The 21,876-nt window shown below is 44.6% G+C and carries 18 protein-coding genes, 1 pseudogene and 1 riboswitch; of the genes and pseudogenes, 5 read left to right on the top strand and 14 right to left on the bottom strand.

Annotated elements, in window-relative coordinates; genetic code table 11:
* Positions 1 to 142 precede the first annotated feature (142 nt).
* Positions 143 to 2,320 carry a malate synthase G gene (locus tag LF822_RS11155; protein WP_253924101.1) on the bottom strand — a complete coding sequence of 726 codons (2,178 nt, stop codon included), beginning with the start codon at positions 2,318 to 2,320 and terminating at the stop codon, positions 143 to 145.
* Positions 2,321 to 2,504: 184 nt separating this feature from the next.
* Here LF822_RS11155 and LF822_RS11150 point away from each other — a divergent pair, with 184 nt between their 5' ends.
* Entirely contained in the window at positions 2,505 to 3,392 is an 888-nt protein-coding gene (locus tag LF822_RS11150; RefSeq protein ID WP_253924100.1) for a LysR family transcriptional regulator, read from the top strand.
* A gap of 175 nt (positions 3,393 to 3,567) precedes the next feature.
* On the opposite strand, the gene LF822_RS11145 is transcribed toward LF822_RS11150, so the two are convergent.
* The 7 genes from LF822_RS11145 to LF822_RS11115 all read right to left on the bottom strand — a co-directional run bounded on the left by LF822_RS11145 (position 3,568) and on the right by LF822_RS11115 (position 11,095).
* Positions 3,568 to 4,809 carry an aminopeptidase gene (locus tag LF822_RS11145; protein WP_253924099.1) on the bottom strand — a complete coding sequence of 414 codons (1,242 nt, stop codon included), beginning with the start codon at positions 4,807 to 4,809 and terminating at the stop codon, positions 3,568 to 3,570.
* A gap of 16 nt (positions 4,810 to 4,825) precedes the next feature.
* Entirely contained in the window at positions 4,826 to 6,256 is a 1,431-nt protein-coding gene (locus LF822_RS11140) for a cryptochrome/photolyase family protein (RefSeq protein WP_253924098.1), read from the bottom strand.
* 124 nt (positions 6,257 to 6,380) lie between these two features.
* Positions 6,381 to 6,851, bottom strand: coding sequence for a 6,7-dimethyl-8-ribityllumazine synthase (ribH, locus tag LF822_RS11135; RefSeq protein ID WP_253924097.1), 471 nt, complete (start codon positions 6,849 to 6,851; stop codon positions 6,381 to 6,383).
* Between the two features lie 52 nt (positions 6,852 to 6,903).
* On the bottom strand, positions 6,904 to 8,097 hold the full coding sequence (locus LF822_RS11130) for a bifunctional 3,4-dihydroxy-2-butanone-4-phosphate synthase/GTP cyclohydrolase II (RefSeq protein WP_253924096.1): 1,194 nt from the start codon (positions 8,095 to 8,097) through the stop codon (positions 6,904 to 6,906).
* Positions 8,098 to 8,114: 17 nt separating this feature from the next.
* A complete protein-coding gene (gene ribE, locus LF822_RS11125) occupies positions 8,115 to 8,762 on the bottom strand; it encodes a riboflavin synthase (protein WP_253924095.1) in 648 nt (215 codons plus the stop codon).
* Between the two features lie 3 nt (positions 8,763 to 8,765).
* A complete protein-coding gene (ribD, locus tag LF822_RS11120) occupies positions 8,766 to 9,860 on the bottom strand; it encodes a bifunctional diaminohydroxyphosphoribosylaminopyrimidine deaminase/5-amino-6-(5-phosphoribosylamino)uracil reductase RibD (protein WP_253924094.1) in 1,095 nt (364 codons plus the stop codon).
* A gap of 140 nt (positions 9,861 to 10,000) precedes the next feature.
* Positions 10,001 to 10,152, bottom strand: a riboswitch (FMN riboswitch).
* Positions 10,153 to 10,519: 367 nt separating this feature from the next.
* Positions 10,520 to 11,095 (bottom strand): helix-turn-helix domain-containing protein, encoded by a 576-nt coding sequence (locus LF822_RS11115; protein ID WP_253924093.1) that lies wholly within the window; start codon positions 11,093 to 11,095, stop codon positions 10,520 to 10,522.
* 97 nt (positions 11,096 to 11,192) lie between these two features.
* Here LF822_RS11115 and LF822_RS11110 point away from each other — a divergent pair, with 97 nt between their 5' ends.
* Positions 11,193 to 12,167 carry a DMT family transporter gene (locus LF822_RS11110; protein ID WP_253924092.1) on the top strand — a complete coding sequence of 325 codons (975 nt, stop codon included), beginning with the start codon at positions 11,193 to 11,195 and terminating at the stop codon, positions 12,165 to 12,167.
* Positions 12,168 to 12,173: 6 nt separating this feature from the next.
* Here LF822_RS11110 and LF822_RS11105 read toward each other — a convergent pair whose 3' ends face one another.
* Together LF822_RS11105 and LF822_RS11100 are read right to left on the bottom strand one after the other, a co-directional pair.
* The gene (locus LF822_RS11105; RefSeq protein ID WP_253924091.1) at positions 12,174 to 12,632 is read right to left on the bottom strand and encodes a macro domain-containing protein; all 459 of its coding nucleotides are present in this window, start codon (positions 12,630 to 12,632) and stop codon (positions 12,174 to 12,176) included.
* 153 nt (positions 12,633 to 12,785) lie between these two features.
* Positions 12,786 to 14,042 (bottom strand): DNA polymerase IV, encoded by a 1,257-nt coding sequence (locus LF822_RS11100; RefSeq protein WP_253924090.1) that lies wholly within the window; start codon positions 14,040 to 14,042, stop codon positions 12,786 to 12,788.
* Between the two features lie 310 nt (positions 14,043 to 14,352).
* On the opposite strand from LF822_RS11100, the gene LF822_RS11095 reads away from it, so the two are divergent.
* Genes LF822_RS11095 through LF822_RS11085 form a run of 3 tightly spaced genes read left to right on the top strand, consistent with a single transcriptional unit; the run spans position 14,353 to position 18,478 of the window.
* Positions 14,353 to 16,011 carry a PTS transporter subunit IIBC gene (locus LF822_RS11095; protein ID WP_253924089.1) on the top strand — a complete coding sequence of 553 codons (1,659 nt, stop codon included), beginning with the start codon at positions 14,353 to 14,355 and terminating at the stop codon, positions 16,009 to 16,011.
* Positions 16,012 to 16,014: 3 nt separating this feature from the next.
* Positions 16,015 to 16,803: an endonuclease/exonuclease/phosphatase family protein gene (locus tag LF822_RS11090; protein WP_253924088.1), complete on the top strand. Its 789-nt coding sequence runs from the start codon at positions 16,015 to 16,017 to the stop codon at positions 16,801 to 16,803.
* Positions 16,772 to 18,478, top strand: a complete 1,707-nt coding sequence (locus LF822_RS11085; protein WP_253924266.1) for a glycoside hydrolase family 13 protein — start codon at positions 16,772 to 16,774, stop codon at positions 18,476 to 18,478. The genes LF822_RS11090 and LF822_RS11085 overlap by 32 nt, the downstream gene beginning before the upstream one ends.
* A gap of 267 nt (positions 18,479 to 18,745) precedes the next feature.
* Here the strand turns inward: LF822_RS11085 and LF822_RS11080 are convergent, their stop codons facing one another.
* The 4 genes and pseudogenes from LF822_RS11080 to pepT all read right to left on the bottom strand — a co-directional run bounded on the left by LF822_RS11080 (position 18,746) and on the right by pepT (position 21,774).
* Positions 18,746 to 19,192, bottom strand: coding sequence for an OsmC family protein (locus LF822_RS11080; protein WP_253924087.1), 447 nt, complete (start codon positions 19,190 to 19,192; stop codon positions 18,746 to 18,748).
* A gap of 62 nt (positions 19,193 to 19,254) precedes the next feature.
* A complete protein-coding gene (locus LF822_RS11075; RefSeq protein ID WP_253924086.1) occupies positions 19,255 to 19,449 on the bottom strand; it encodes an SE1561 family protein in 195 nt (64 codons plus the stop codon).
* A 75-nt stretch (positions 19,450 to 19,524) separates the two neighbouring features.
* Complete coding sequence (locus LF822_RS11070; protein ID WP_253924085.1) at positions 19,525 to 20,301, bottom strand: TerC family protein; 777 nt, start codon at positions 20,299 to 20,301, stop codon at positions 19,525 to 19,527.
* A 272-nt stretch (positions 20,302 to 20,573) separates the two neighbouring features.
* A pseudogene (pepT, locus tag LF822_RS11065) lies at positions 20,574 to 21,774 on the bottom strand (peptidase T).
* Between the last annotated feature and the right edge of the window lie 102 nt (positions 21,775 to 21,876).

Below are 21,876 nucleotides of genomic sequence, written 5' to 3'. Positions count from 1 at the left end.
AATCTTTTCGACGTTCAGAACCCATCACTCCTATCTGTTATCACATATCTGACAAGTTATCTCGTAGATAGAATAAACTACTTTATATGCAACAGGAGCCACTAACCTTAAGTTAATGGCTCTGTTGATATGTCGTAAACAATTACTTATTTGCGTACATTTTCTCCTTCACTTCTCTACGGCGGCGATGCAGAATCGGCTCGGTATAGCCACTCGGCTGTTCATACCCTTTGAACACCAGTTCGCATGCAGCCTGAAAAGCGATGGATGCCTCATAGTCAGCAGCCATAGGGTGATATTCTGGATCTTCTGCGTTTTGCTCATCAACCACTTTAGCCATACGTTTTAACGTATCCAGTACCTGGTCATCATTCACGATTCCGTGATGCAGCCAATTCGCCATATGCTGGCTGGAAATACGGAGAGTGGCACGATCCTCCATAAGTTCAACATTGTCGATGTTCGGCACTTTCGAACAGCCGATTCCATGCTCTACCCAGCGGACTACATACCCAAGAATCCCCTGTGCGTTATTATCCAGCTCTTGCTGAATCTCTTCTGAACTCCAATTCGAATTCTCCGCAACCGGTATTTGCAGAATGTCCGCTTGGTCATCCGATTGGTTTTTCGACAACTCGGTTTGCACCTCTGCTACATCAACCTGATGATAATGGAGGGCGTGTAAGGTAGCTGCTGTCGGCGATGGCACCCAGGCAGTATTCGCGCCTGCTTTTAACTGTCCGTCCTTTGTTTCCAGCATATCCGCCATTAAATCAGGCATAGCCCACATGCCTTTGCCGATTTGGGCTTTTCCCTGGAATCCGCTGGCAAGACCGACATGGACATTCGAACGCTCATAGCCATTAAGCCATGCGGAGCCTTTCATATCGTTCTTTCTGATCATCGGCCCTGCTTCCATGGACGTATGGATTTCGTCCCCTGTACGATCAAGAAAACCGGTATTGATAAAAGCGATCCGTTCTTTAACTTCATGAATACAGGATTTAAGATTTAATGTCGTCCGGCGTTCTTCATCCATGACTCCAATTTTCAACGTGTTGCGCTTATAGCCGAGCAAGTCTTCCGTCCGGTTAAACAGATCATTCGCAAAAGCGACTTCCTCAGATCCATGCATTTTCGGCTTCACGATATACACGGAACCTTTTTTGGAGTTTTGGTATTGGCCGTTATTTAACACATCGTGCTTTGCAAGCAGCCCGGTGATCACGGTATCCATGATCCCTTCAGGAACCTCTTCCCCGTTCTCATCGATGACTGCATCGCTGGTCATCAAGTGCCCGACGTTACGCGCAAACATCAGGGAGCGGCCAGGCAGCGTTAAATCACTGCCGTCCGGTGTGGTGTACGTACGGTCAGGATTCAGTCTCCTTGTTACCTGCTTGTCACCTTTTGGGAAGGTCACCGATAAATCTCCTTTTAGCAGGCCTAAATAATTTCGGTACACCTCTACTTTATCTTCGGCATCGACTGCGGTTACAGAGTCTTCGAAGTCCATAATCGTCGTTAATGCTGATTCAACGAGAACGTCTTTCACGCCTGCTTGATCAGTCTGGCCAATCGGATCAGTAGGGTCGATCTGAATTTCCAGATGAATACCATTATTTTTCACCAGTATGGCTTTAGGTGTTTCGGGTTCTCCAGAAAAACCAGCAAATTGACCTTTATCCTGCAGTCCCGTGGTCTCACCGTCTGCCAGCTTTGCAACCAATTGTCCGTCAAAGAATTGGTAAGCTTCGACATCCTTATGAGAGCCTTGCGCTAATGGTACTCTTTCATCAAGAAACTCTTTTGAAAATGCAATGACTCTTTCCCCCCGGGCCGGGTTATAATCACCTTTGATTTCCGCCCCATCTTCTTCACTAATCACATCGGTCCCGTATAATGCATCATACAAGCTTCCCCAGCGGGCATTCGCTGCATTGATAGCATAACGGGCGTTATTGACAGGCACAACGAGTTGAGGACCAGCCTGCACTGCGATTTCATCATCAATATCTTCAGTAGATACTTGAAAATCTTCTACTTCCGGCTCAATATAATTTAATTCTTTTAAAAAAGACTGATATGCCTCAGCCTGCAGCACAGGATTTTGTTTATGATAGCTGTGGATTTGACTCTGAAGGTCGTCTCTCTTCTTTAATAAGGCTTTGTTTTCTGGTGCAAGGTTATGAATGACCGCCTCTAACCCGGACCAGAAGTCATCACTGGAAACGCCGCTGTCTGGAATGGCCTCTTTGTTGATGAACTCATACAAAACAGGTGCCACTTTTAATTTTCCTACAGATACATAGTCTTTCACCGTACATTCCTCCTTAAAGAATAAATGGTGTAAAACGCTTACAAAAATCTGTCGCAAGATTCTATCTATTTGTTGTTATTTATCATATAATAAAATTTACCATACCAAAAATATATATTTGGAATGATCATTATTCCTATTCGTTATAATCCTTTAAATCTAAGGCAAATGGAGAGTGAATCGTTTGGACATTCGTCATTTGGAATATTTTTCAGAAGTGGCTAAACAATTAAGTTTTACAAAAGCAGCCTCCACCCTGCATGTTTCCCAGCCTTCACTCAGTAAAGCCGTAAAGCAGCTGGAGGATGAATTGGGCGTGCCGTTATTTTACCGCTCCAGGAAGGTAGAGTTAACCGATGCCGGAAAAGCAGTGCTCGTTAACGCCATTGACGTATTAGACGCCTTTCATAATTTAACCTCTGAGTTAAGCGATATCATTGAACTTAAGAATGGAGAAATTAAAATCGGCATCCCCCCGATCACCGGGGCTGCGTTTTTTTCGAAGCTGATCAGTTACTATCGCGATCAGCACCCTCAAATTAAAATCCGTTTAAGCGAAGTTGGATCCAAAATGATCAAACACGGAGTTGAGGATGGGTCTCTGGACATAGGGTTAGTGTGCAACGTACCTGTAAAAAATGAAAATTTGGAAGTGCTCGAATTGATCAACGATCCCCTTATGCTGCTTGTTCATAAGGATAATCACCTGGCTCAGAAAACAAGAATTGATTTAACTGAACTAAACGAAGAGCCATTCATTCTCTATAGGCAGGATTTCTCCCTTCATGACCGGATCCTCGAAGAATGCAGTACGAAAGGATTCAGTCCGAATGTCGTCTGCCACAGCTCCCACCGTGACTTCATGATCGAAATGGTCGAAGCCAAAATGGGGATCGCCTTACTGCCGGGGGAAATAGCCAATAACATTCAAGACCGCCAGATTGAGGCGATTCCGCTCGTGAACTCAAACTTAAGCCTCGAGCTGGGAATGGTGTGGAAAAAAAATAAATACTTACCGTTTTCGGTTCGCGAATTCATCTCCATGTCCAAGCAATATTTAACAAAGGTTTAGGAACATAAGCGCAAACACCCTGGCAGACACTCTTTTAAACCCGGGATTTTATAATTACCTAGACTAGAAGTATAACAGCGTCCAGACTTTATTCTCTGGACGCTGTTGGATTTCAAAAAAAAATGCTTGCAGAGAAAATCTTTTTTCTCTGCAAGCTGAAAAAGGTTCTACTTATTTATTTAAATTCAATGGCCCAGCCGCCGTTGCGGAAAATAGGCTCAAACGTCCCGTCCTGGGTTTCTCCATCTATATCAAGCTCTGCAGACCCCATCATAAAGTCCTCGTGTACGAAGCTGTCATTTACGCCCTGCTGATCCATCTGCTCTTTCGTCATGGTTGAACCGCCTTTAACGTTGGTAGGATATGCTTTTCCTAAAGCCAGGTGACAGGAGGCATTCTCGTCATAAAGAGTGTTAAAGAAGATATGTCCAGACTGTGAGATCGGTGATTCATCAGGTACGATTGCTACCTCTCCAAGCCGCTTTGCCCCATCGTCTGATTCCAGTAAATGCTTCAACGTTTCTTCTCCTGCTTCAGCGGTATAATCAACCACTTTCCCGTTTTCGAAGGTTAACGTAAAGTTCTCAATCAAATTGCCTCCATAGCTGAGCGGTTTCGTGCTGCTGACAGTTCCCTGCACTCCATACTTATGAGGCATTGTAAAGACTTCTTCCGTCGGCATGTTCGGATTAAATTCAATGCCTTGTTCGGAAGTCGCAGATCCTCCATGCCAAATATGGTCTTTCACAAGGTCGATCGATAAATCCGTCCCCGGGCCTTTAAAATGCAATTTCTTATATTGCTTCGCGTTCAAATACTCCCTCGCCTGACGCAGTTCTTCATTATGCTCATCCCACGCTTTAACAGGATCATCCTGATCAATACGGGTAATATGAAAAATCTGTTCCCATAATTTCTTCTGCGCGTTCGATGTAGTATCTTCCGGAAATACTTTTTCAGCCCAGGCAGCTTGAGGGTAAGCCACAATCGACCACGTAACTTTATCATTCATAATGGATTCACGGTAATTCGTCAAGGCTTCGCCGCTTGCTTTATTTGCTTTCGCGATGCGCTCTGACCCCACCCCTTTGAGTAAGTCCGGGTCTGGTCCATATACAGTAAGTAAAGAGTAGCCTTCGTTAACCATTCCTTCAAGAGCGTCCACTTTCCATTTTGGAAAATTCTCAAGCACGCTCATTGGCGCGTTTTTCATTTTCATGTAACTCAGTATTTCATCACTCCACTCTACGTGGACATTTTTAGCTCCTTTGCCGTAGGCTTTAGCCGTAATAATTCGAACGAGATCTGCCGCTTCTATCGGGGCATTGATAAGCAAGCCCTGGTCAGATTGAAGGTTCACCCCTTTATTTAAAGCCAGCTCTGCATATTTTTCTAAACGATTTTGGTTTGTTGTCATCCTAATCCCTCCATAATTAATCCTGTACTTTTTTAAATCGATCAATAGCTTTATTGCGCATAGTTTTATGATCTACGATCGGCGCGGGATAGTCCTTTCCTATTATGCATTCCGCCCCGGCCTGGATGTCGTCCGGCATTTTCCACGGCTCGTGGATGTCGTTTTTTTCGACCTTTTCCAGCTCAGGAATCCACTGTTTAATGAAGCGCCCATGTGGATCAAATCGTTCGGACTGACGCGTCGGATTGAACACCCGGAAATAAGGTACAGGATCTGTCCCTGTAGATGCCGCCCACTGCCACCCGCCTATATTAGAAGCAGAATCATAGTCCACAAGCCTTTCTTTAAAGTAACGTTCTCCAAGCCTCCAATCAAGCAGCAGATCCTTCGTTAAAAAGGAAGCTACAGCCATCCTCAAACGATTGTGCATCCATCCTGTTTTGTTGAGCTGCCTCATTGCGGCATCAATCAGTGGATAGCCCGTCTGTCCGGTTTTCCAGCGCTCCAGTGCTTCTTCATCGTTGTCCCAGTGAATGCCTCGATACTTTTCCACCATTTCCTTATCGTGCGCATTTGGATAAAAATGATAAATCATATTATAAAAATCACGCCAGGCAATCTCCTGAATATAAGCATCCACGCCCTGCTGGCCTTTACGCCCATCGGTTTCTTCTTTCACTTTGTGAAAAATGGTGCGGGGAGAAATGGCTCCCGTCTTTAAGAATCTTGACATTAAGCTTGTTCCGTCAATGGCAGGGAAATCTCTTTCTTTATGGTAATCATATACAGCTGCATCCAGAAACCAATCCAGTCTGTTGAGTGCAGCTTCTTCTCCAGTATCCTCACCCTTGTACTCAAATTGTTCCTTAATGGATGTCCATTTATTCCAGCCCTTTTTAAATCGGTCCCGTACATCCATACCGTAATGCTTTATTTTGTCCTTATCTACATACCTAATCCCAGGCTTATCCACCTGCTGCCATTTTTTATAATATGGAGAAAACACTTTATAAAAGCTGCCATCCTGTTTGTGAATTTCCTCAGCCGAATGAATATGATGATCGATGAACGAATATACGGTAATGGCATGATCCTTAAACCAGTTGGTCATGTAGTCATCCCGTTCTCTGCCGAATCCAACCTCATCATAATTAAAGTACACAGCATCAATAGTTAATATTTGATTAATCAGCTGCTTGAAAGCAGTATCGACTTCTCCGTAAAGAAAATGAACAGGGGCCCCGATATTTTCACATTTCTGCTCGAGGTGCTGAACCGTTTGAAAAAAGTAATCATGCCTGATAGTGAATTCTTCAACTAATTCAGGGTGGATATGAAAAATAAACAATATACGATCGCCTTCTCCTGCATCCTGTACCGCCTGTGAAAGGGCCGTGTGATCGTTCAACCGTAAATCACGTCTGAACCATACAATTTTCGTGCCCATGCTGCATCCCTCATTTCAAATTGCCCTGTATCCCATAGTACCCGCTTATGTAAGAAGATAATCGTACTCAAAAGATACAAAAACATCGAGCTCTCCTTTTGAGAAACTCGATGCTCCTGGTGTCTTATACTTCAAATTGACGATTTAAGTTCGCCATTTCAATTGCTGCCGTTGCTGCTTCCCAGCCTTTGTTGCCTGCCTTAGTTCCTGCTCGTTCAATGGCCTGTTCAATCGTGTCGGTTGTAATGACTCCAAAGATCACCGGTACACCGCTTTGAATGGAAGCCTGCGAAACTCCTTTTGCTGCTTCCCCGCACACGTAGTCAAAGTGTGGAGTCGAACCGCGGATCACTGCTCCAAGCGTAATTACAGCGTCATACTTTCCAGAGCCCGCCATTTTATTAGCAACCATCGGGATTTCGTAAGCTCCCGGAACATAGGCAGCTTCTACATCATCGAGATCAACACCGTGTCGTTTTAGAGCGTCTACAGCTCCCTCGTACAGCCTTCCTGTAATAAAATCGTTGAAACGTCCAACGACGATCCCCACTTTTAATCCGCTTCCTACTAAATTTCCTTCTAATACTTTAACCAATTTTCATCGCTCCCTTGTTAGTATCGTTCGTATTGCTGCCCCTGTACTCTCTTTAATAATGAAACAGGTGGCCCATTTTGGATTGTTTTGTCTTTAGGTAAAGTTCATTTTCTTTACGAGACGGCATTTCGATCGGAACACGTTCAACGACTTCAAGACCGTAGCCGCTTAATCCGGAAATTTTCTTAGGGTTATTAGTCAGCAGCTTAATTTCAGAAATTCCGAGTTCTCTCAGGATTTGCGCTCCGACACCGTAATCCCTCAGATCAGGACCGAACCCTAATTTTTCATTTGCTTCTACAGTATCTAATCCTTCCTCCTGCAGCTTATAGGCAAACATTTTATTCAGCAGTCCGATGCCGCGGCCTTCCTGTCGCATGTACAGGAGCACCCCGCTCCCGTTCTCTGAAATCTGCCTTAACGCATTGTGCAGCTGCGGACCGCAGTCACAGCGGTAGGAGCCGAACACATCTCCCGTCAGACATTCGGAGTGCACACGTACGAGCGTCGGCTCATCCGGCTTTATATCGCCTTTAATTAAAGCGATATGGTCTTTATTGTCAATATCGTTGGAATAGGCAACTGCACGGAAATCACCATATTCAGTTGGCAGCTGGATTTCAACTTCCCGCTTCACGTGGTCCTCGTGACGGTGACGATACTGGATTAAATCAGCAATCGTAATCATGGGAATATCGTATTCGTCAGCCATTTCTCTTAAGTCAGGCACACGTGCCATCGTGCCGTCGTCTTTAATAATTTCGCAAATCACACCTGCCGGCTCAGCACCGGCTAAAACAGCGAGGTCTACAGCAGCCTCCGTATGGCCGGCACGGCGCAGAACGCCTCCTTCTTTCGCAATTAACGGAAAGATGTGGCCCGGCTTCTGAAAATCTCCCGCCGCTATGTCCTTGTTAAGCAGCTCGCGAATGGTTAACGCACGTTCATCGGCAGATATGCCTGTCGTCGTACTTTTATGATCAATGCTTACAGTAAACGCTGTTTGATTAGGGTCGGTATTCGTCCCTACCATAGGGAGCAGTTCCAGCTTCTCCGCTAATTCAGCAGTGATAGGCGTGCACACAAGACCACGCGCCTTAGAAATCATAAAATTAATCATTTCTGGGCTGGCATACTCGGCAAGTCCGATTAAATCCCCTTCGTTCTCACGATCCTCGTCATCACATACAATGACCATTTTCCCCTGCTTTAGATGTTCCAACGCTTTTTCAATTGAATCAAACATTCTGGCTGCTCCTTCCATTAAGCAAATCCATTTTCACTTAAGAATTCTTTTGTCATGTGCGATTTTTCACTCGGTTTATCTTTCCCTAGAAAGTGAGCGACATATTTACCGATCATATCGCACTCAACGTTGACACGGTCTCCAGGTCCCTTATTTCCTAACACAGTATACTCCATCGTGTGAGGAATCAGCGAAATCGTCACACGGTTCTCCTCAACTCCGAATACGGTCAGGCTGGTGCCATCCACCGCAATGGACCCTTTGTATACAAAATAATGAATAAGTTCATCTGGTAATTCGATTTCATAGTAGACAGCATTGGATTCCGGCGTCTTACTGACGATTTGCCCCGTGCCGTCAATGTGACCGGATACGAGATGACCGCCGAAGCGGCCCCCTGCGGCCATCGCCCGTTCTAGATTCACCGGGCTGCCCTGCTTCAGCTCATGTAGATTGGTCGCTCGGAACGTTTCCGGCATTACATCAAATTCGACACTCTGATCAGTGTAACTCGTCACAGTTAAACATACGCCATTTATGGAAATGCTGTCTCCTAAATTGACGTCGTTTAATATATCCTTTGCTTTTATGCTGATTTCCATTGCTTCAGTTTTCGTTTTGATTCCTTTTATCGAACCAATTTCTTCAATAATACCTGTAAACATAACTTAACCCTCCTTTTTCACGGAGATAATTTTTAAATCTTCGCCGATTCGTTCGCTCGATATGAACTCAAACCGATCTACGTTTTTTAACTGGCTGAAACCTTTGCCGGCCACTGAGGTCAGTGCTTCTTTTCCACCTATAAGCTTCGGGGCCATATAGGTAATCACTTCATTAACAAGTCCGGCGCGTACGAACGTATCGGCTACGGTGGCACCGCCTTCAATAAGCAGGGAGGTTATTTTCTTTTCTCCGAGATAGTGTAAAACGGCTTCCGGCTCTATTTCTGGTGTATTTAATGAAATAACGTGCACATGCGGGTGGCTTTCAAGTGCTGTTTTCTGTGCTTGATCATGGTTAATTCCTGTAAAAATCCAAGTAGGAGCGGCCGGGTCCTGAATCAGCTGAGAGGACTGCGGAACACGAAGGTGAGTATCCATCACAACCCGTACCGGATTCCTGCCTCCCCCCTCGATTCGGGTAGTAAGCTTCGGATTATCCATCAGTACAGTGTTTATCCCTACTAAAATCGCTGCTGACTGATGACGGTAGCGATGGCCGTCTTCACGCGCTTCCTTCCCGGTAATCCACTGGCTCTCGCCTGTAGAGGTCGCAATTTTCCCATCCATGCTGATGGCTGACTTCAGCCGAACGTAAGGACGCTCTGTTTGAATATAATGAAAAAAAGCTCTGTTCAGCTGATCGGCTTCCTCCTTAAGGACAGCAGTTGTGACCTCAACGCCGGCTTCCTTCACCATTTTAATCCCGCGTCCGCTCACTTTAGGGTTGGGATCATGAGAAGCAATAACCGCCCGTTTAATTCCTGCGTCAATTACGGCCTGGGCGCATGGAGGAGTGCGTCCGAAATGGCTGCACGGTTCAAGCGTTACATAAATAACGGCTCCCTGCGCTTTTTCCCCAGCCATTTGTAAAGCGTGCACTTCAGCATGCGGCTCTCCTGCTTTCACGTGGACCCCAAGCCCGACGACCTGATTATCCTTGACGACGACCGCAGCCACTGAAGGGTTTGGCGTTGTCTGCCCTACCGTTCCTTTCGCCATTTCTACTGCCATTCTCATATATTGTTGATCTCGATCCATTTCCTCACCCCAGTTCATACAAAAAACCCTGAAGAAGACACACTTCCCCAGGGTTTTTTCCTACATTTTTTTAAAAATGTACATAGGTACGCCTAATAAAGGGTACAACTGCAGAATTTCTGCTGTACCGCTGACGTTCTCCATTCCTTCTCCCATCCAGACTTTAACTGTCGGCTTTGGATTATGCACCAAATCAGGAGGAAACGCATAGCTGCTGCTTCCCCGTCGCGGGCTCGGAACACAAAGGTTCATTACCGCCGGCTGGGATTTTCACCCGACCCCGAAGGACTAAATATTTAGTTGTATTACTATTAATATAATGGAAATGTCATAATATCGCAATCCATTTGACTTCCATCTGATGGAATTTAAATTAATTTCGGCTGAAAATAACGAAAAAGTTCCTTATCCTTGAAGTTTTAATAAGAGGCTGATTAAGGAAATCTATATAACAGATTGATTACTTAACTTTGTATTCTTAACCTTGAGTTCTCCTTCAAATGTATATAGAGTACCCGTATAATTAGACACGATTATTGAATCGAGAGGTTTAATCATTGATGGGTTGTCTATTACAATCAAAAGTATAGCAATTGAATACTCCATGGGAAGGACATAATCTTACCTACGTATAGTAAGACAAATGGATGACTGTTAATTTAACGTTTCGTATACGTCATAACAAAGTGAAGTACAGCTTCATCTTCCGTTTCATTTACATAAGTATGAGGGCGGTCTCCGTTAAATTTCAATGAATCGTATTCTTCCAGTCGATACTCTTCCTCCTCAATTCGGATGACAGCTTTCCCTTTCATCACCGTCACATACTCCTTTACCCCCGCCTGGTGAGCGCCGGGAGAATATTCGCTATACGGTTTCAAAAAAGCCCGGTGAATTTCGAGAGAGCCAAAGTTTGCCGCATCAAACATCGGTTCCAGCGTGCACGCTTCATTTGCACTTACGACTTTATTTCCTTCATTTTTTCTTGAAACTGTTACACCTTCATCTTCATTGAGGAGTGAAGAAATTGGAATTTGCAGCCCGTTTGCTATTTTCCAAATCACAGTCAGCGACGGATTCGCTTCTCCTCGTTCAATATTTCCAAGCGTCAGCCTACTCACTGTTGTTACTTCCTCCAATTGTTTTAGGCTAAAGCCACGTTCCCTGCGGATATTCCTTAATCTCTGGCCAACCTGCCGGGTAATTTTTTCTGGATTATTTGATTCATCTTTCATTGATTTGAAATCTCCTTACCTATTCACTCTTTATTTTTGATATAATATATTAAACATTATGTATATTTTATTATGATGATGAGGAGGATCTAATCATATGAAGGAAATCATTATCGGAATTACAGCTTCCATGTTTTTTGCGGTAACGTTTATATTAAATCGTTCGATGGAGCTTGACGGAGGCAGTTGGCTATGGAGCTCTTCGCTGAGATTCTTCTTCATGCTTCCTTTTCTCCTTTTCATTGTACTTGTAAGAGGGAACGGGAAACAAGTCCTTCAGGAAATGAGGAGCCGGCCTTTGCCGTGGCTTGTGTGGGGGACGGTCGGTTTTGGGTTATTTTACGCACCGCTTACATATGCGGCTTCTTACGGTCCAGGGTGGCTTGTAGCCGGAACGTGGCAGATGACAATTGTGGCAGGAACTTTGCTGGCTCCTTTGTTTTTTGTAAGTAATAGAGGTGAAAAAGCAAGAAATAAAATTGAGGTGAGAGCGCTTTGCATCTCTTTATTTATTCTGCTCGGGGTAGTACTCATTCAACTTCCTCAGGCCGGTCAGTTAAACCCGGCGCAGATTGCGGCAGGCATCTTACCCGTAGTTCTCGCTGCCTTCGCTTATCCGTTAGGGAACCGCAAAATGATGGAGCATTGCGGCGGCAGACTGGATACCTTCCAGCGAGTACTTGGGATGACGATTGCAAGTCTCCCTTTGTGGGTTATTCTCAGCACCTATGGACTTATGACTGTGGGCGCACCACCTTCAGAACAGCTCCTGCAAACGTTTATTGTCGGCATCTGCTCCGGCGTGATTGCCACAACGTTGTTCTTTATCGCTACCGACCGCGTGCGGACCCACCAGGGAAAGCTGGCAGCGGTTGAAGCGACCCAGTCAACACAGGTTCTCTTTGTTATGCTCGGTGAAGTGGTGCTGCTCTCTACTCCCCTGCCAGGCGGATTAGCCGCTCTCGGCCTGTTCATTATTATTGCTGGTATGGTGCTGCACAGTTATTTCACAAAAAAATTAAGCACGCGGAGGCATACCTCCACTCCCCTTTTAAAACAAAAAGAGATATGAGTGGAGTTACCCCTGGTCTTCTGAAGTTAAAAACTTCTCATAGGCTTTAAAATCCTGCTTACTAAACAAAACAAACCTGATATGTCTTACGGATTGTAACTTATCGAGCGAATTGAGGACAGCCGGCAGTGCCGTCTGAACCGCATCCTCCAGTGGATACCCAAAAGCTCCCGTAGAAATCGAAGGAAAAGCGATGCTTTTTACTTCTTTTTCTTCTGCTCTTCGTAAAGCATTCACATAACAATCACGTAGTAGTTTCTCTTCTGGCCGGTCGAGTCCATATACTGGGCCCAGACAATGAATCACATAATCATTAGGCAGATTAAAGGCGTTTGTAATCACTGCTTCCCCTGGCGATATCGGAGAAAAAGGGGCCCCCGCATCCGCAAGCTCCGGACCGGCTGCTTGATGCAGAGCTCCTGCCACCCCTCCTCCCATCAGTAATTCAGCATTGGCTGCATTCACCACAGCTTCTATATCTGTTTAAGAGGCAATATCCCCCTGTACCGCTTCCACGAGAACCCCATCCATTTCTTTTCTCACGGTAATCCTCCTCTGTAATTATTGGTTACAGAGTTTTTTCCACGAAATTGATTTTTTAATCCATATAGGCGTCACTCAGGCAAAATGCCCGCCGATTTTCTTGCTGCGCTCCGGTGTAATCCCGGCTTTTGTAAAGCTGCTTGCCCGTAAAATTGCCGTTGACCCGTACTTATCTCTAATTTCATCCATGACATTTCCGATGTCTTTCTTCTTCGGGCGATCGTCAAATAACGTAAGCTGCGTAGCGATATCATCGTCGAGGTTGGTCAGCGTCACACTCGTTCGGCGGATTTTACTTTCTCCGTCATAGAAGGTTCGGTAAAGACGCATGCATAAATGGAACATATCCATCGTAATGTTCGTCGGCAGATCCATTGACATTGAGCGGCTGAACCCCCCTCCCGTTTCACTCGAATACGCAACCGAAAGATGCACGGTACGCCCGGCTTGATGATCTCTCCGTGCCCGCCGGCATGCTTCCTCGCACAAATCTAAAATTACAGTCGGCAGCTCTTCCCCCGTATAATCACGCAGAAGAGTAACGCCGTGTCCGTAGCCTTTCTGCTCTGTTTTCGTAAAATCCCCGATGACGGGACTTAAATCAATTCCCCATGCGTGCTGATGCAGCTGTTCACCCATGATGCCGTAATGCTTTTTCAAATACTTAACAGGATGCTTCGCCAGCTGCCCCAGCGTTACAATCCCCATACGGTTTAAGTTCCTCATCATCCGCCTGCCGATACCCCAGATGTCTTCAATCGGGGTGGGCCACAGCATCCGCTCCACATCTTCGTACCTGCACTCTGCTATTCCGTCATCGGCTTTTTTCGAATGAATGTCCATGACGACTTTAGCTAAAAATTTGTTATCGCCGATTCCAATCACACACTCGATGCCAAACTGATCGCGAATGTTGTCCTGAATCATGCGGGCGATGTCATAAGGCGAGCCGTACAGCTTCTCTAACCCATCAATGGTCACCCACAATTCATCTACGGAATACACATGCACCGCTTCCGGCGGCACATAATTCATAATCATTTTTGTGATCTCCACCGATACCTCGAGGTAATCCCCCATGTGAGCCTGGGCGATCACAAGCTGTGGGTCATCAGGTAATTCGAAAAAACGGCTGACATTACTGATGCCGTGTTTTTTCTTTAAGGCCGGGGATGCTGCTAATACAATACTGCCGCTTCGACTCGGGTCCCCTACTACAGCGAGCAATGCTGTGCTTGGATCAAGGCCGCGCCTCGTACATTCCACACTTGCATAAAAGGACCGCATGTCAATACACAGCACGTCATGCCGCGGATAACTTGAGTAATCCATTTTCACCCCTCCACATCACGAACGTTTGTTCTTATTATAACCAGATCCTTCATTTTTGAACAGTGGCGATTTTACCCATTTGGAGAAAAATCCCTTATCAGCATGTTGTTCATTACGAGGTCTATGTTTGTCACCAGCATTCTCACTCTATTTAAATTCAGCCCTCAAAAAATTTCATAAAATCTATTGCCATCTATATTGAAATCGTTTAGCATATAAATCAGAGAAAACGTTTGCACAAATCAGACGTTTTTATTTGTCTCTTTTATGGAAACGATTCCAATCTATATACTAAAAAGGAGAGTAACACATGTCTAAATTAAAGCAATTACCGATTTTTTCTTTTGATTTTTGGCAGAAGTTCGGGAAAGCCCTTATGGTCGTGGTAGCCGTTATGCCTGCTGCAGGAATTATGATTTCCCTGGGTAAAGCTTTGGATATGGTTGTCGATGACATAGCCTTCATGCAAGCGGTTGCACGGATAATGGAGGATATTGGCTGGGCGATTATTAATAATTTACATATTCTGTTCGCTGTCGCTATTGGTGGTTCATGGGCTAAAGAGCGGGCCGGCGGTGCATTTGCTGCTCTGCTTGCGTTCATTTTCATCAACCGGATTACTGGCGCCGTCTTTGGGGTCAGTTCAGATATGCTTGCTGAAGAAAGTCCAACCGTTCAATCACTCGTCGGTACGGAAATGGTTGTCGGTGACTATTTCATTGACGTTCTCGGCGCTCCCGCTCTTAATATGGGAGTCTTTGTTGGTATTATTTCGGGCTTTCTCGGAGCGAGCTTATTTAATAAATACCATGCGTTTAACAAGCTCCCTGAAGCTCTCGGCTTCTTCAACGGTAAACGATTCGTTCCTTTTGCAGTTATGGCCGGATCAGTGGTTGTGTCGCTGCTGCTTGCTTTAATTTGGCCTCCGATTCAGACAGGCTTAAATAACTTCGGTGAATGGATTGCAACCTCACGAAATACAGCACCTGTGGCGGCCCCGTTTATTTTCGGAGCGGTAGAGCGATTAATGCTTCCGTTCGGTCTGCACCACATGCTGACAGTACCGATTAACTATACAGAGCTTGGCGGCACATATATTATTCAGACAGGGCAGAATGCAGGAGAAGCTGTTGCTGGACAGGATCCCTTGTGGCTTGCCTGGGCTGCGGATATGTATAACTTAATGGCTCAAAATGACATGAGCGGTTATCAACAGCTCGAAGAAGATGTGACGCCGGCGCGTTTTAAAGCGGGTCAGGTAATTATTTCCACTGCTTCTCTCATCGGTATTGCGCTTGCAATGTATTTAAACGTAGATAAAGATAAAAAGCATAAGTACAAGTCCGTATTTCTTTCTGCTGGTTTAGCTGTATTCTTAACAGGTGTAACAGAGCCGATTGAATTTATGTTCATGTTTGCAGCTCCCCTTCTCTATGTAGCCTACGCCCTTACAACGGGAATGGCTTTTGCTATAGTAGACTTAATCGATCTTCGTGTTCATGCTTTTGGTATTATTGAGTTGCTGACGCGGACTCCGTTGATGATCAACGCCGGAATCGGCCGGGATTTGATTAACTTTGTGGTGACGTGCCTCGTATTTTTCGGATTAAACTTTGGTATGGCTCACTTAATGATTAAGAAGCTGAAGCTGCCAACACCAGGACGGAAAGGAAACTACATCGAAGAAGCATCACCTGCTGAAGGCGGCGCGTCTGTACTGGATGATGACAGCTCTCAAGCAAGTAAAGTCATCAAGATGCTCGGCGGACGAAACAATATAGAAGAAGTTGATGCATGTATGACCCGTCTGCGTGTGACTGTAAATAATCTTGACCTTGTCGCTGATGAAGCGGAATGGAAGCGTGACGGGGCGATGGGGCTCGTCGTTAAAGACCGCGGCGTTCAAGCGATTTATGGTCCAAAAGCAGATGTATTAAAGTCTGATATTCAAACGAAGCTGGGGGCTTAATTTATGAAACTGATAACAATCAACGTTCATGCCTGGCAGGAAGACCATCAACGGGAGAAAATCAGGAAACTGGCTGAAGTCATTCACGAAAAACGATATGACGCAGCTGCCCTGCAGGAGGTGAGCCAGCATATGGACAGTCCTTTTGCTTATGATTCCATTCGTAGAGATAACTATGGATTTATTTTACTTCAGGAGCTGAAGGAGCTGGGCAGTACAGATTACAAACTTCACTGGGATATTTCTCATATAGGTTACAAAGTGTACGAAGAGGGTATTGCCTTATTAACACGCCATCCTGTTGAAAAGATCGATAAATTTTACATTACTTCTTCAGAATCCATAGATTATTGGAAATCAAGAAAAATCGTAGGAGCCAGAATTCAAGTAAACGGCTCCCCTCTTTCCCTCTATTCCTGCCATTTAGGCTGGTGGGGGGACGAGGACGAACCATACAGCGGGCAAATTGACCGTTTAACGAACCGACTGGACAACCCCTGTTTCTTATTAGGAGATTTTAACGCGGCTGACAGCCTTACTGGCGAAGGGTATGATTACCTTCTTCAAAAAGGATTCGTTGACACTCATAAACACGCGCGTACCCGCCGGGGAAACCGTACCATTAAAGGAAAGATTGCAGGTTGGGAGAACAATGACGAAGCTTTAAAAATTGACCATATCTTCACAAACGACGAGGTCCTCATTCTTCACTCTTCCGTCATTTTTGACGGGGAGAATGAGCCTGTCATATCTGATCACTATGGTCTCGAAATCGAATATAAACGAAAGTAACAATAAAAGTGAGGTTTTGACAGTGGAAAAAGTTTGGTGGAAAGAAGCGGTCGGATATCAAGTCTACCCGCAAAGCTTTCAGGATTCAAACGGTGATGGCATTGGTGATATTCAAGGGATGATCCAGCGTCTCGATTACTTAAAAGATTTGGGCGTCGATTTCATCTGGATCTGCCCGATGTATAAATCACCAAAGGATGACAATGGCTATGACATTTCTGATTATCAGGATATTCTCGAGGAGTTTGGTACGATCGAAGATTTTGATCAGCTTCTAAATGAAGTGCATAAGCGCGAAATGAAGCTGATTATCGATCTTGTTCTAAATCATACAAGCGATGAACATCCATGGTTCATTGAGTCCCGCTCCTCGAAAGATAACCCGAAGCGCGACTGGTATATTTGGCGTGATCCTAAAGATGGCGGGGAACCGAATAACTGGGAGAGCATTTTTGAAGGATCAGCGTGGGAATATGACAAGAAAACCGGTCAGTACTATATGCACATTTTTTCCAGAAAGCAGCCGGACTTGAACTGGGAAAACAAAGAAGTACGCGAAGCTTTATATGATACTGTCAACTGGTGGCTTGAGAAAGGAATTGACGGTTTTCGGATCGATGCCATCAGTCACATTAAAAAACGGGAGAATTTCCCGGATCTGCCGAATCCAGAAGGCAGTCCCTTCGTACCCTCCTTCGATATGCATATGAATCAGGAAGGGATTCACGATTTTTTACAGGAATTTAAAGACCATACGTATTCGAATTATAATGCGTTAACCGTTGGAGAAGCGAATGGCGTAAGTGCAGAACAGGCTGATCAATGGGTCGGTAAAAATGGCAAAATGGATATGATTTTTCAATTTGAACATTTAGATTTATGGGATCAGGAGGCGGACCAGCCGCTCGATGTTCCCGCTTTAAAAACTACCCTTACCCGCTGGCAGAAGACGCTTGAAGGTGATGGATGGAATGCCTTGTTTCTCGAGAACCATGACAAAGCCCGGATAGTCTCCACCTGGGGGGACGATGAAGAATATTGGTATGAGAGTGCTACAGCCATGGCTGCGATGTACTTCCTCATGCAGGGAACCCCTTTTATTTATCAAGGGCAGGAAATCGGGATGACCAATATTGAATTCACTTCCATTGAGGAGTACGACGATGTCCAGGCGAAGAACTTCTATGCTGCTAAAAAAGATGCTGGCTGGTCTCATAAAGAGATCATGAACGTGTTAGGAAGCACGTCACGCGACCACAGCCGGACCCCGATGCAGTGGAGTGATGGAGAGCAGGCCGGCTTTACAACTGGAAAGCCCTGGCTGAAGGTGAATCCGAATTATCAAGAGATTAATGTGGCCCGCCAGCTTAAAGAAGAAGGTTCTATTCTATCTTTTTATAAAAAATTAATTAGTCTTAAAAAGAAATATGAATTATTTACGTATGGTACGTATGAGCTGCTTCTTCCGGAAGACCCTCAAATTTATGCATATACACGGACGTATGGTGAGCAAACCGCTCTTATTATCACAAACCTGACTTCAGAAGAAACAGAGTTTGAGAGTGAGTACACGCTGCATACAGATCAACTGCTCCTCTCAAATGGAAAGGCTCCTGAAAAGGATACCGAAAAGCTTCAGCTTGCTCCTTTTGAAGCCCGAGTTTACCTGTTTTAAGACATAAGTAAAGCAGTGGTGTCAAAAAACGAACATCTGTATAACGCAGATGATTAGCGTAGTCACAATGCGAAGACTCCTGTGGGAACAGCACGAGCCGAAGAAACGCTCTATGCTTTCTGAGGAATCTGAAGCCGTGCCCACGGAAAGCAAAGCATTTTGACGGAGCGACAGTGTGAATGCTCTTTAACATAAATAATCCGAACTGATTTCTACAAAATCATTCGGATTATTTTATGTTTTATTCAGTTTTGTCCCGACTTCTTATCATTGAATCACTGTTTCCGCCTGCAGTTCAAGCTCCACATTCCCTGCAATCGCTTTTGAAATCATACAGCTGCTTTCCGCTTGTTTCACCAGTTTGTCAAGTCGCTTCAGCTGTTTATTCTCTGCCTTATTCGTGAGGTAAACCTTAGGCTTATGAATAATTTTCTTATATGTGAAAATGCCGTCGGTTACATCAACAATCCCTTCAGAGTCCATCTCCATATGAGCTAAAGGAAGTCGGGCACGCTCGATCATAGCTGCTAAACTGATAATATAGCAGGTGGCTGCAGCTCCTAGCAGCAGCTCATCCGGATTTGTTCCTATATTGGGCCCGTCCATTTCTTTCGGAATCGATATCTTTGTCTTTAACTGCCCGGCTTCAATGCGGCCCACTTCATTCCGGCCGCCGGGCCAGTCTGCTTTTAAATGAAAATGATGCAGTGCCATGGTTACTCACTCCTTTGGCTCCCATTTTAATCTATATTCCTGCGATGAGACAACATTGTGAACTACCGCTCTTCTTTCCAGTCCTTTTTAAATCTTTTCATTTTAAGCTGCAATTGCTCAATCATTTCAAGGACACGTTCATAATCTTCATCCGTTACTTCCTGCTCGTCCATGGAAGACACAACTTGATGAAGCATGCGGATCCGATTTTTAACATACGTGAATTGATCAGCCCGATTATTAGCTGCCTTTCCCATTGTGAACCCCTCCTGATTCTTTTACTATAACAAAAAACGTCAATGGAAAACTGCAGGAGGATCTCCTGCAGTCATTTACGCTTGCTCTGTATTCTTTTTACCTGATAAGAACCATCCGGCAACCGCAATTCCTACTAAGATTGTGTAAAAGGAAACCTTCCACAGGGTAGAATGCGCAAAGTGTTCATCTAGAACTTGAATATTCGGATGAGCCAATGTCGATACTACCAGCTTTATACCTACCCAGCCAACGATAACGAAGGCGGCGATCTCAAGTCCGGGACGAGAGTGCAGCAGATTAACAAAGACATTCGCTGCAAAACGCATAATGATAATCCCAATCATTCCTCCGGTTAGAATAACAGCAAACTGTCCGCCATCAAGACTTCCTACAGGCGGCAGCGGGGTTGCCGGCAAAGCTACAGCAAGGGCGACGGCAGCAAGAATGGAATCCACAGCAAATGCTAAATCCGCCAGCTCTACTTTTACCACGGTCATCCAGAATCCAGAGCCTTTTTCCTTCTCTTCTATATGTTCGGCGGGTTGATTTTCCACTATGTTCTTCGTCCGCCATTTATCGTACAGATGTTTACCTGAAATAAAGAGTAAGTAAGCTGCTCCAATTGCCTGTACCTGCCAGACATCCACAAGAAATGAAATAACGAATAGAGAAGCGAACCTAAGTACAAATGCACCTAATAATCCATAAAATAAGGCCTTTTTACGCTGTTCTTCCGGCAGATGCTTCACCATAATAGCTAAAACCAGTGCATTATCAGCCGCGAGAATTCCTTCTAAACCAACAAGTACGATTAATACCCATCCGTACTCAATTAATAATTGCGCATCCATATGAGATACTCTCCTTTTTACATAAAAAATGATCCCTGCCCAGAAGCAAAGATCATAAAAAAACAGACCTTTACCCTTGTGCGGGTAAAGGTCTCGCTAACAACGTCCGTTGCCAATAAAGCCGGGGATCCCTCCCGTAATGACGACTTTATTGTCCAGCTACTCCCCTTTAGGAATTGCTATATTCTTCTTTCATCATAGCATGGGATCGTGATTTGTCAATTAATATTTGTACCCTTCCCATTCCTCATTATTTGGTTCCCCTTCTTGATCTATGCATCGAGGTTATGATTTTTTTCTACATGCAGACGGGCTATTTCTACAATAACCTGCACGGCCTTTACCATATTGTTCAGCGAAATGTATTCATATTTTCCGTGAAAATTTTCTCCACCTGTAAACAAGTTGGGTGTCGGCAGCCCTTTGTACGAAAGCTGTGCCCCGTCTGTACCTCCACGGATGGGTTGAACAATAGGCTTAATATTTAAGTTTTCCATAGCTTGATATGCTGTATCTACAATTTCTTTAACAGGTTCAATTTTGTCACGCATATTATAATACTGATCTTCTAATTGTAATTCGATTTGCTGTGAACCATAGCGCTCCTGCAGTTGTTTTATAATTTTTCGAAAGCGTGCTTTCCTCTCTTCAAACTTTTCATTATCATGGTCTCTAATTAAGTAAAGCAGTTTCGCTTTCTCTACATCTCCTTTAAAGGTCAGCAAATGAAAGAAACCCTCATACTCCTCAGTAAATTCCGGTGCTTCCTGAGCAGGCAGCTGTTCCATAAACTCCACAGCTATCTTGGAGGCATGAATCATTTTTCCTTTGGCAGTACCCGGGTGAACACTATTTCCCCGAAAGGTAATCTCAGCACCGGCTGCGTTAAAGCTTTCATATTGCAGTTCACCTAACGGACCACCGTCCACAGTATAAGCGAAATCAGCACCAAACCGTTCGACATCAAACTTATGGGGCCCTCGTCCAATTTCCTCATCTGGAGTAAAGGCAACCCCAATAGCTCCATGCTTGATTTCAGTATGTTGAATCAAATAGTTCACAGCTGTCATAATTTCTGTGATGCCTGCTTTATTATCTGCCCCAAGAAGTGTAGTCCCATCAGTTGTAATCAATGTATGCCCTTTGTAAGCCAGGAGCTCTTTAAAGTCACGCGGAGACAGCACCACGTGATCGTTTAACCGGAGGTCTTCCCCATCATAATTCTTATGTATAAGCGGGGTGACCCCGTTTCCGATGAAATCGGCAGAGGTGTCGATGTGTGCTAACAATCCCATGACTGGAACTTCTCTGTCTGTGTTGGATGGAAGTGTAGCCATCACGTAACAATGCTCATCAATTGATACATCCTTCATTCCTATTTCTTTTAACTCTTTTACAAGCTGACGGGCCAGCCACCCATTGAGTATCTATTCTGTCATAGCTTGTAAATCTTTTCAGAATCTCTTGTTCCATAATGATTCCTCCCTTTCTACATTATAACGTCAATTACTAAAATTTTACTCGAATCCTGCTCCTCCGACCCACACATCGTTTTCTTGTAGTATACTGAAATTA

This window comes from Halobacillus sp. A5, from assembly GCF_024189315.1.
GTDB lineage: Bacteria > Bacillota > Bacilli > Bacillales > Halobacillaceae > Halobacillus_A.
This window is presented reverse-complemented; position numbering and strand designations above follow the sequence as displayed.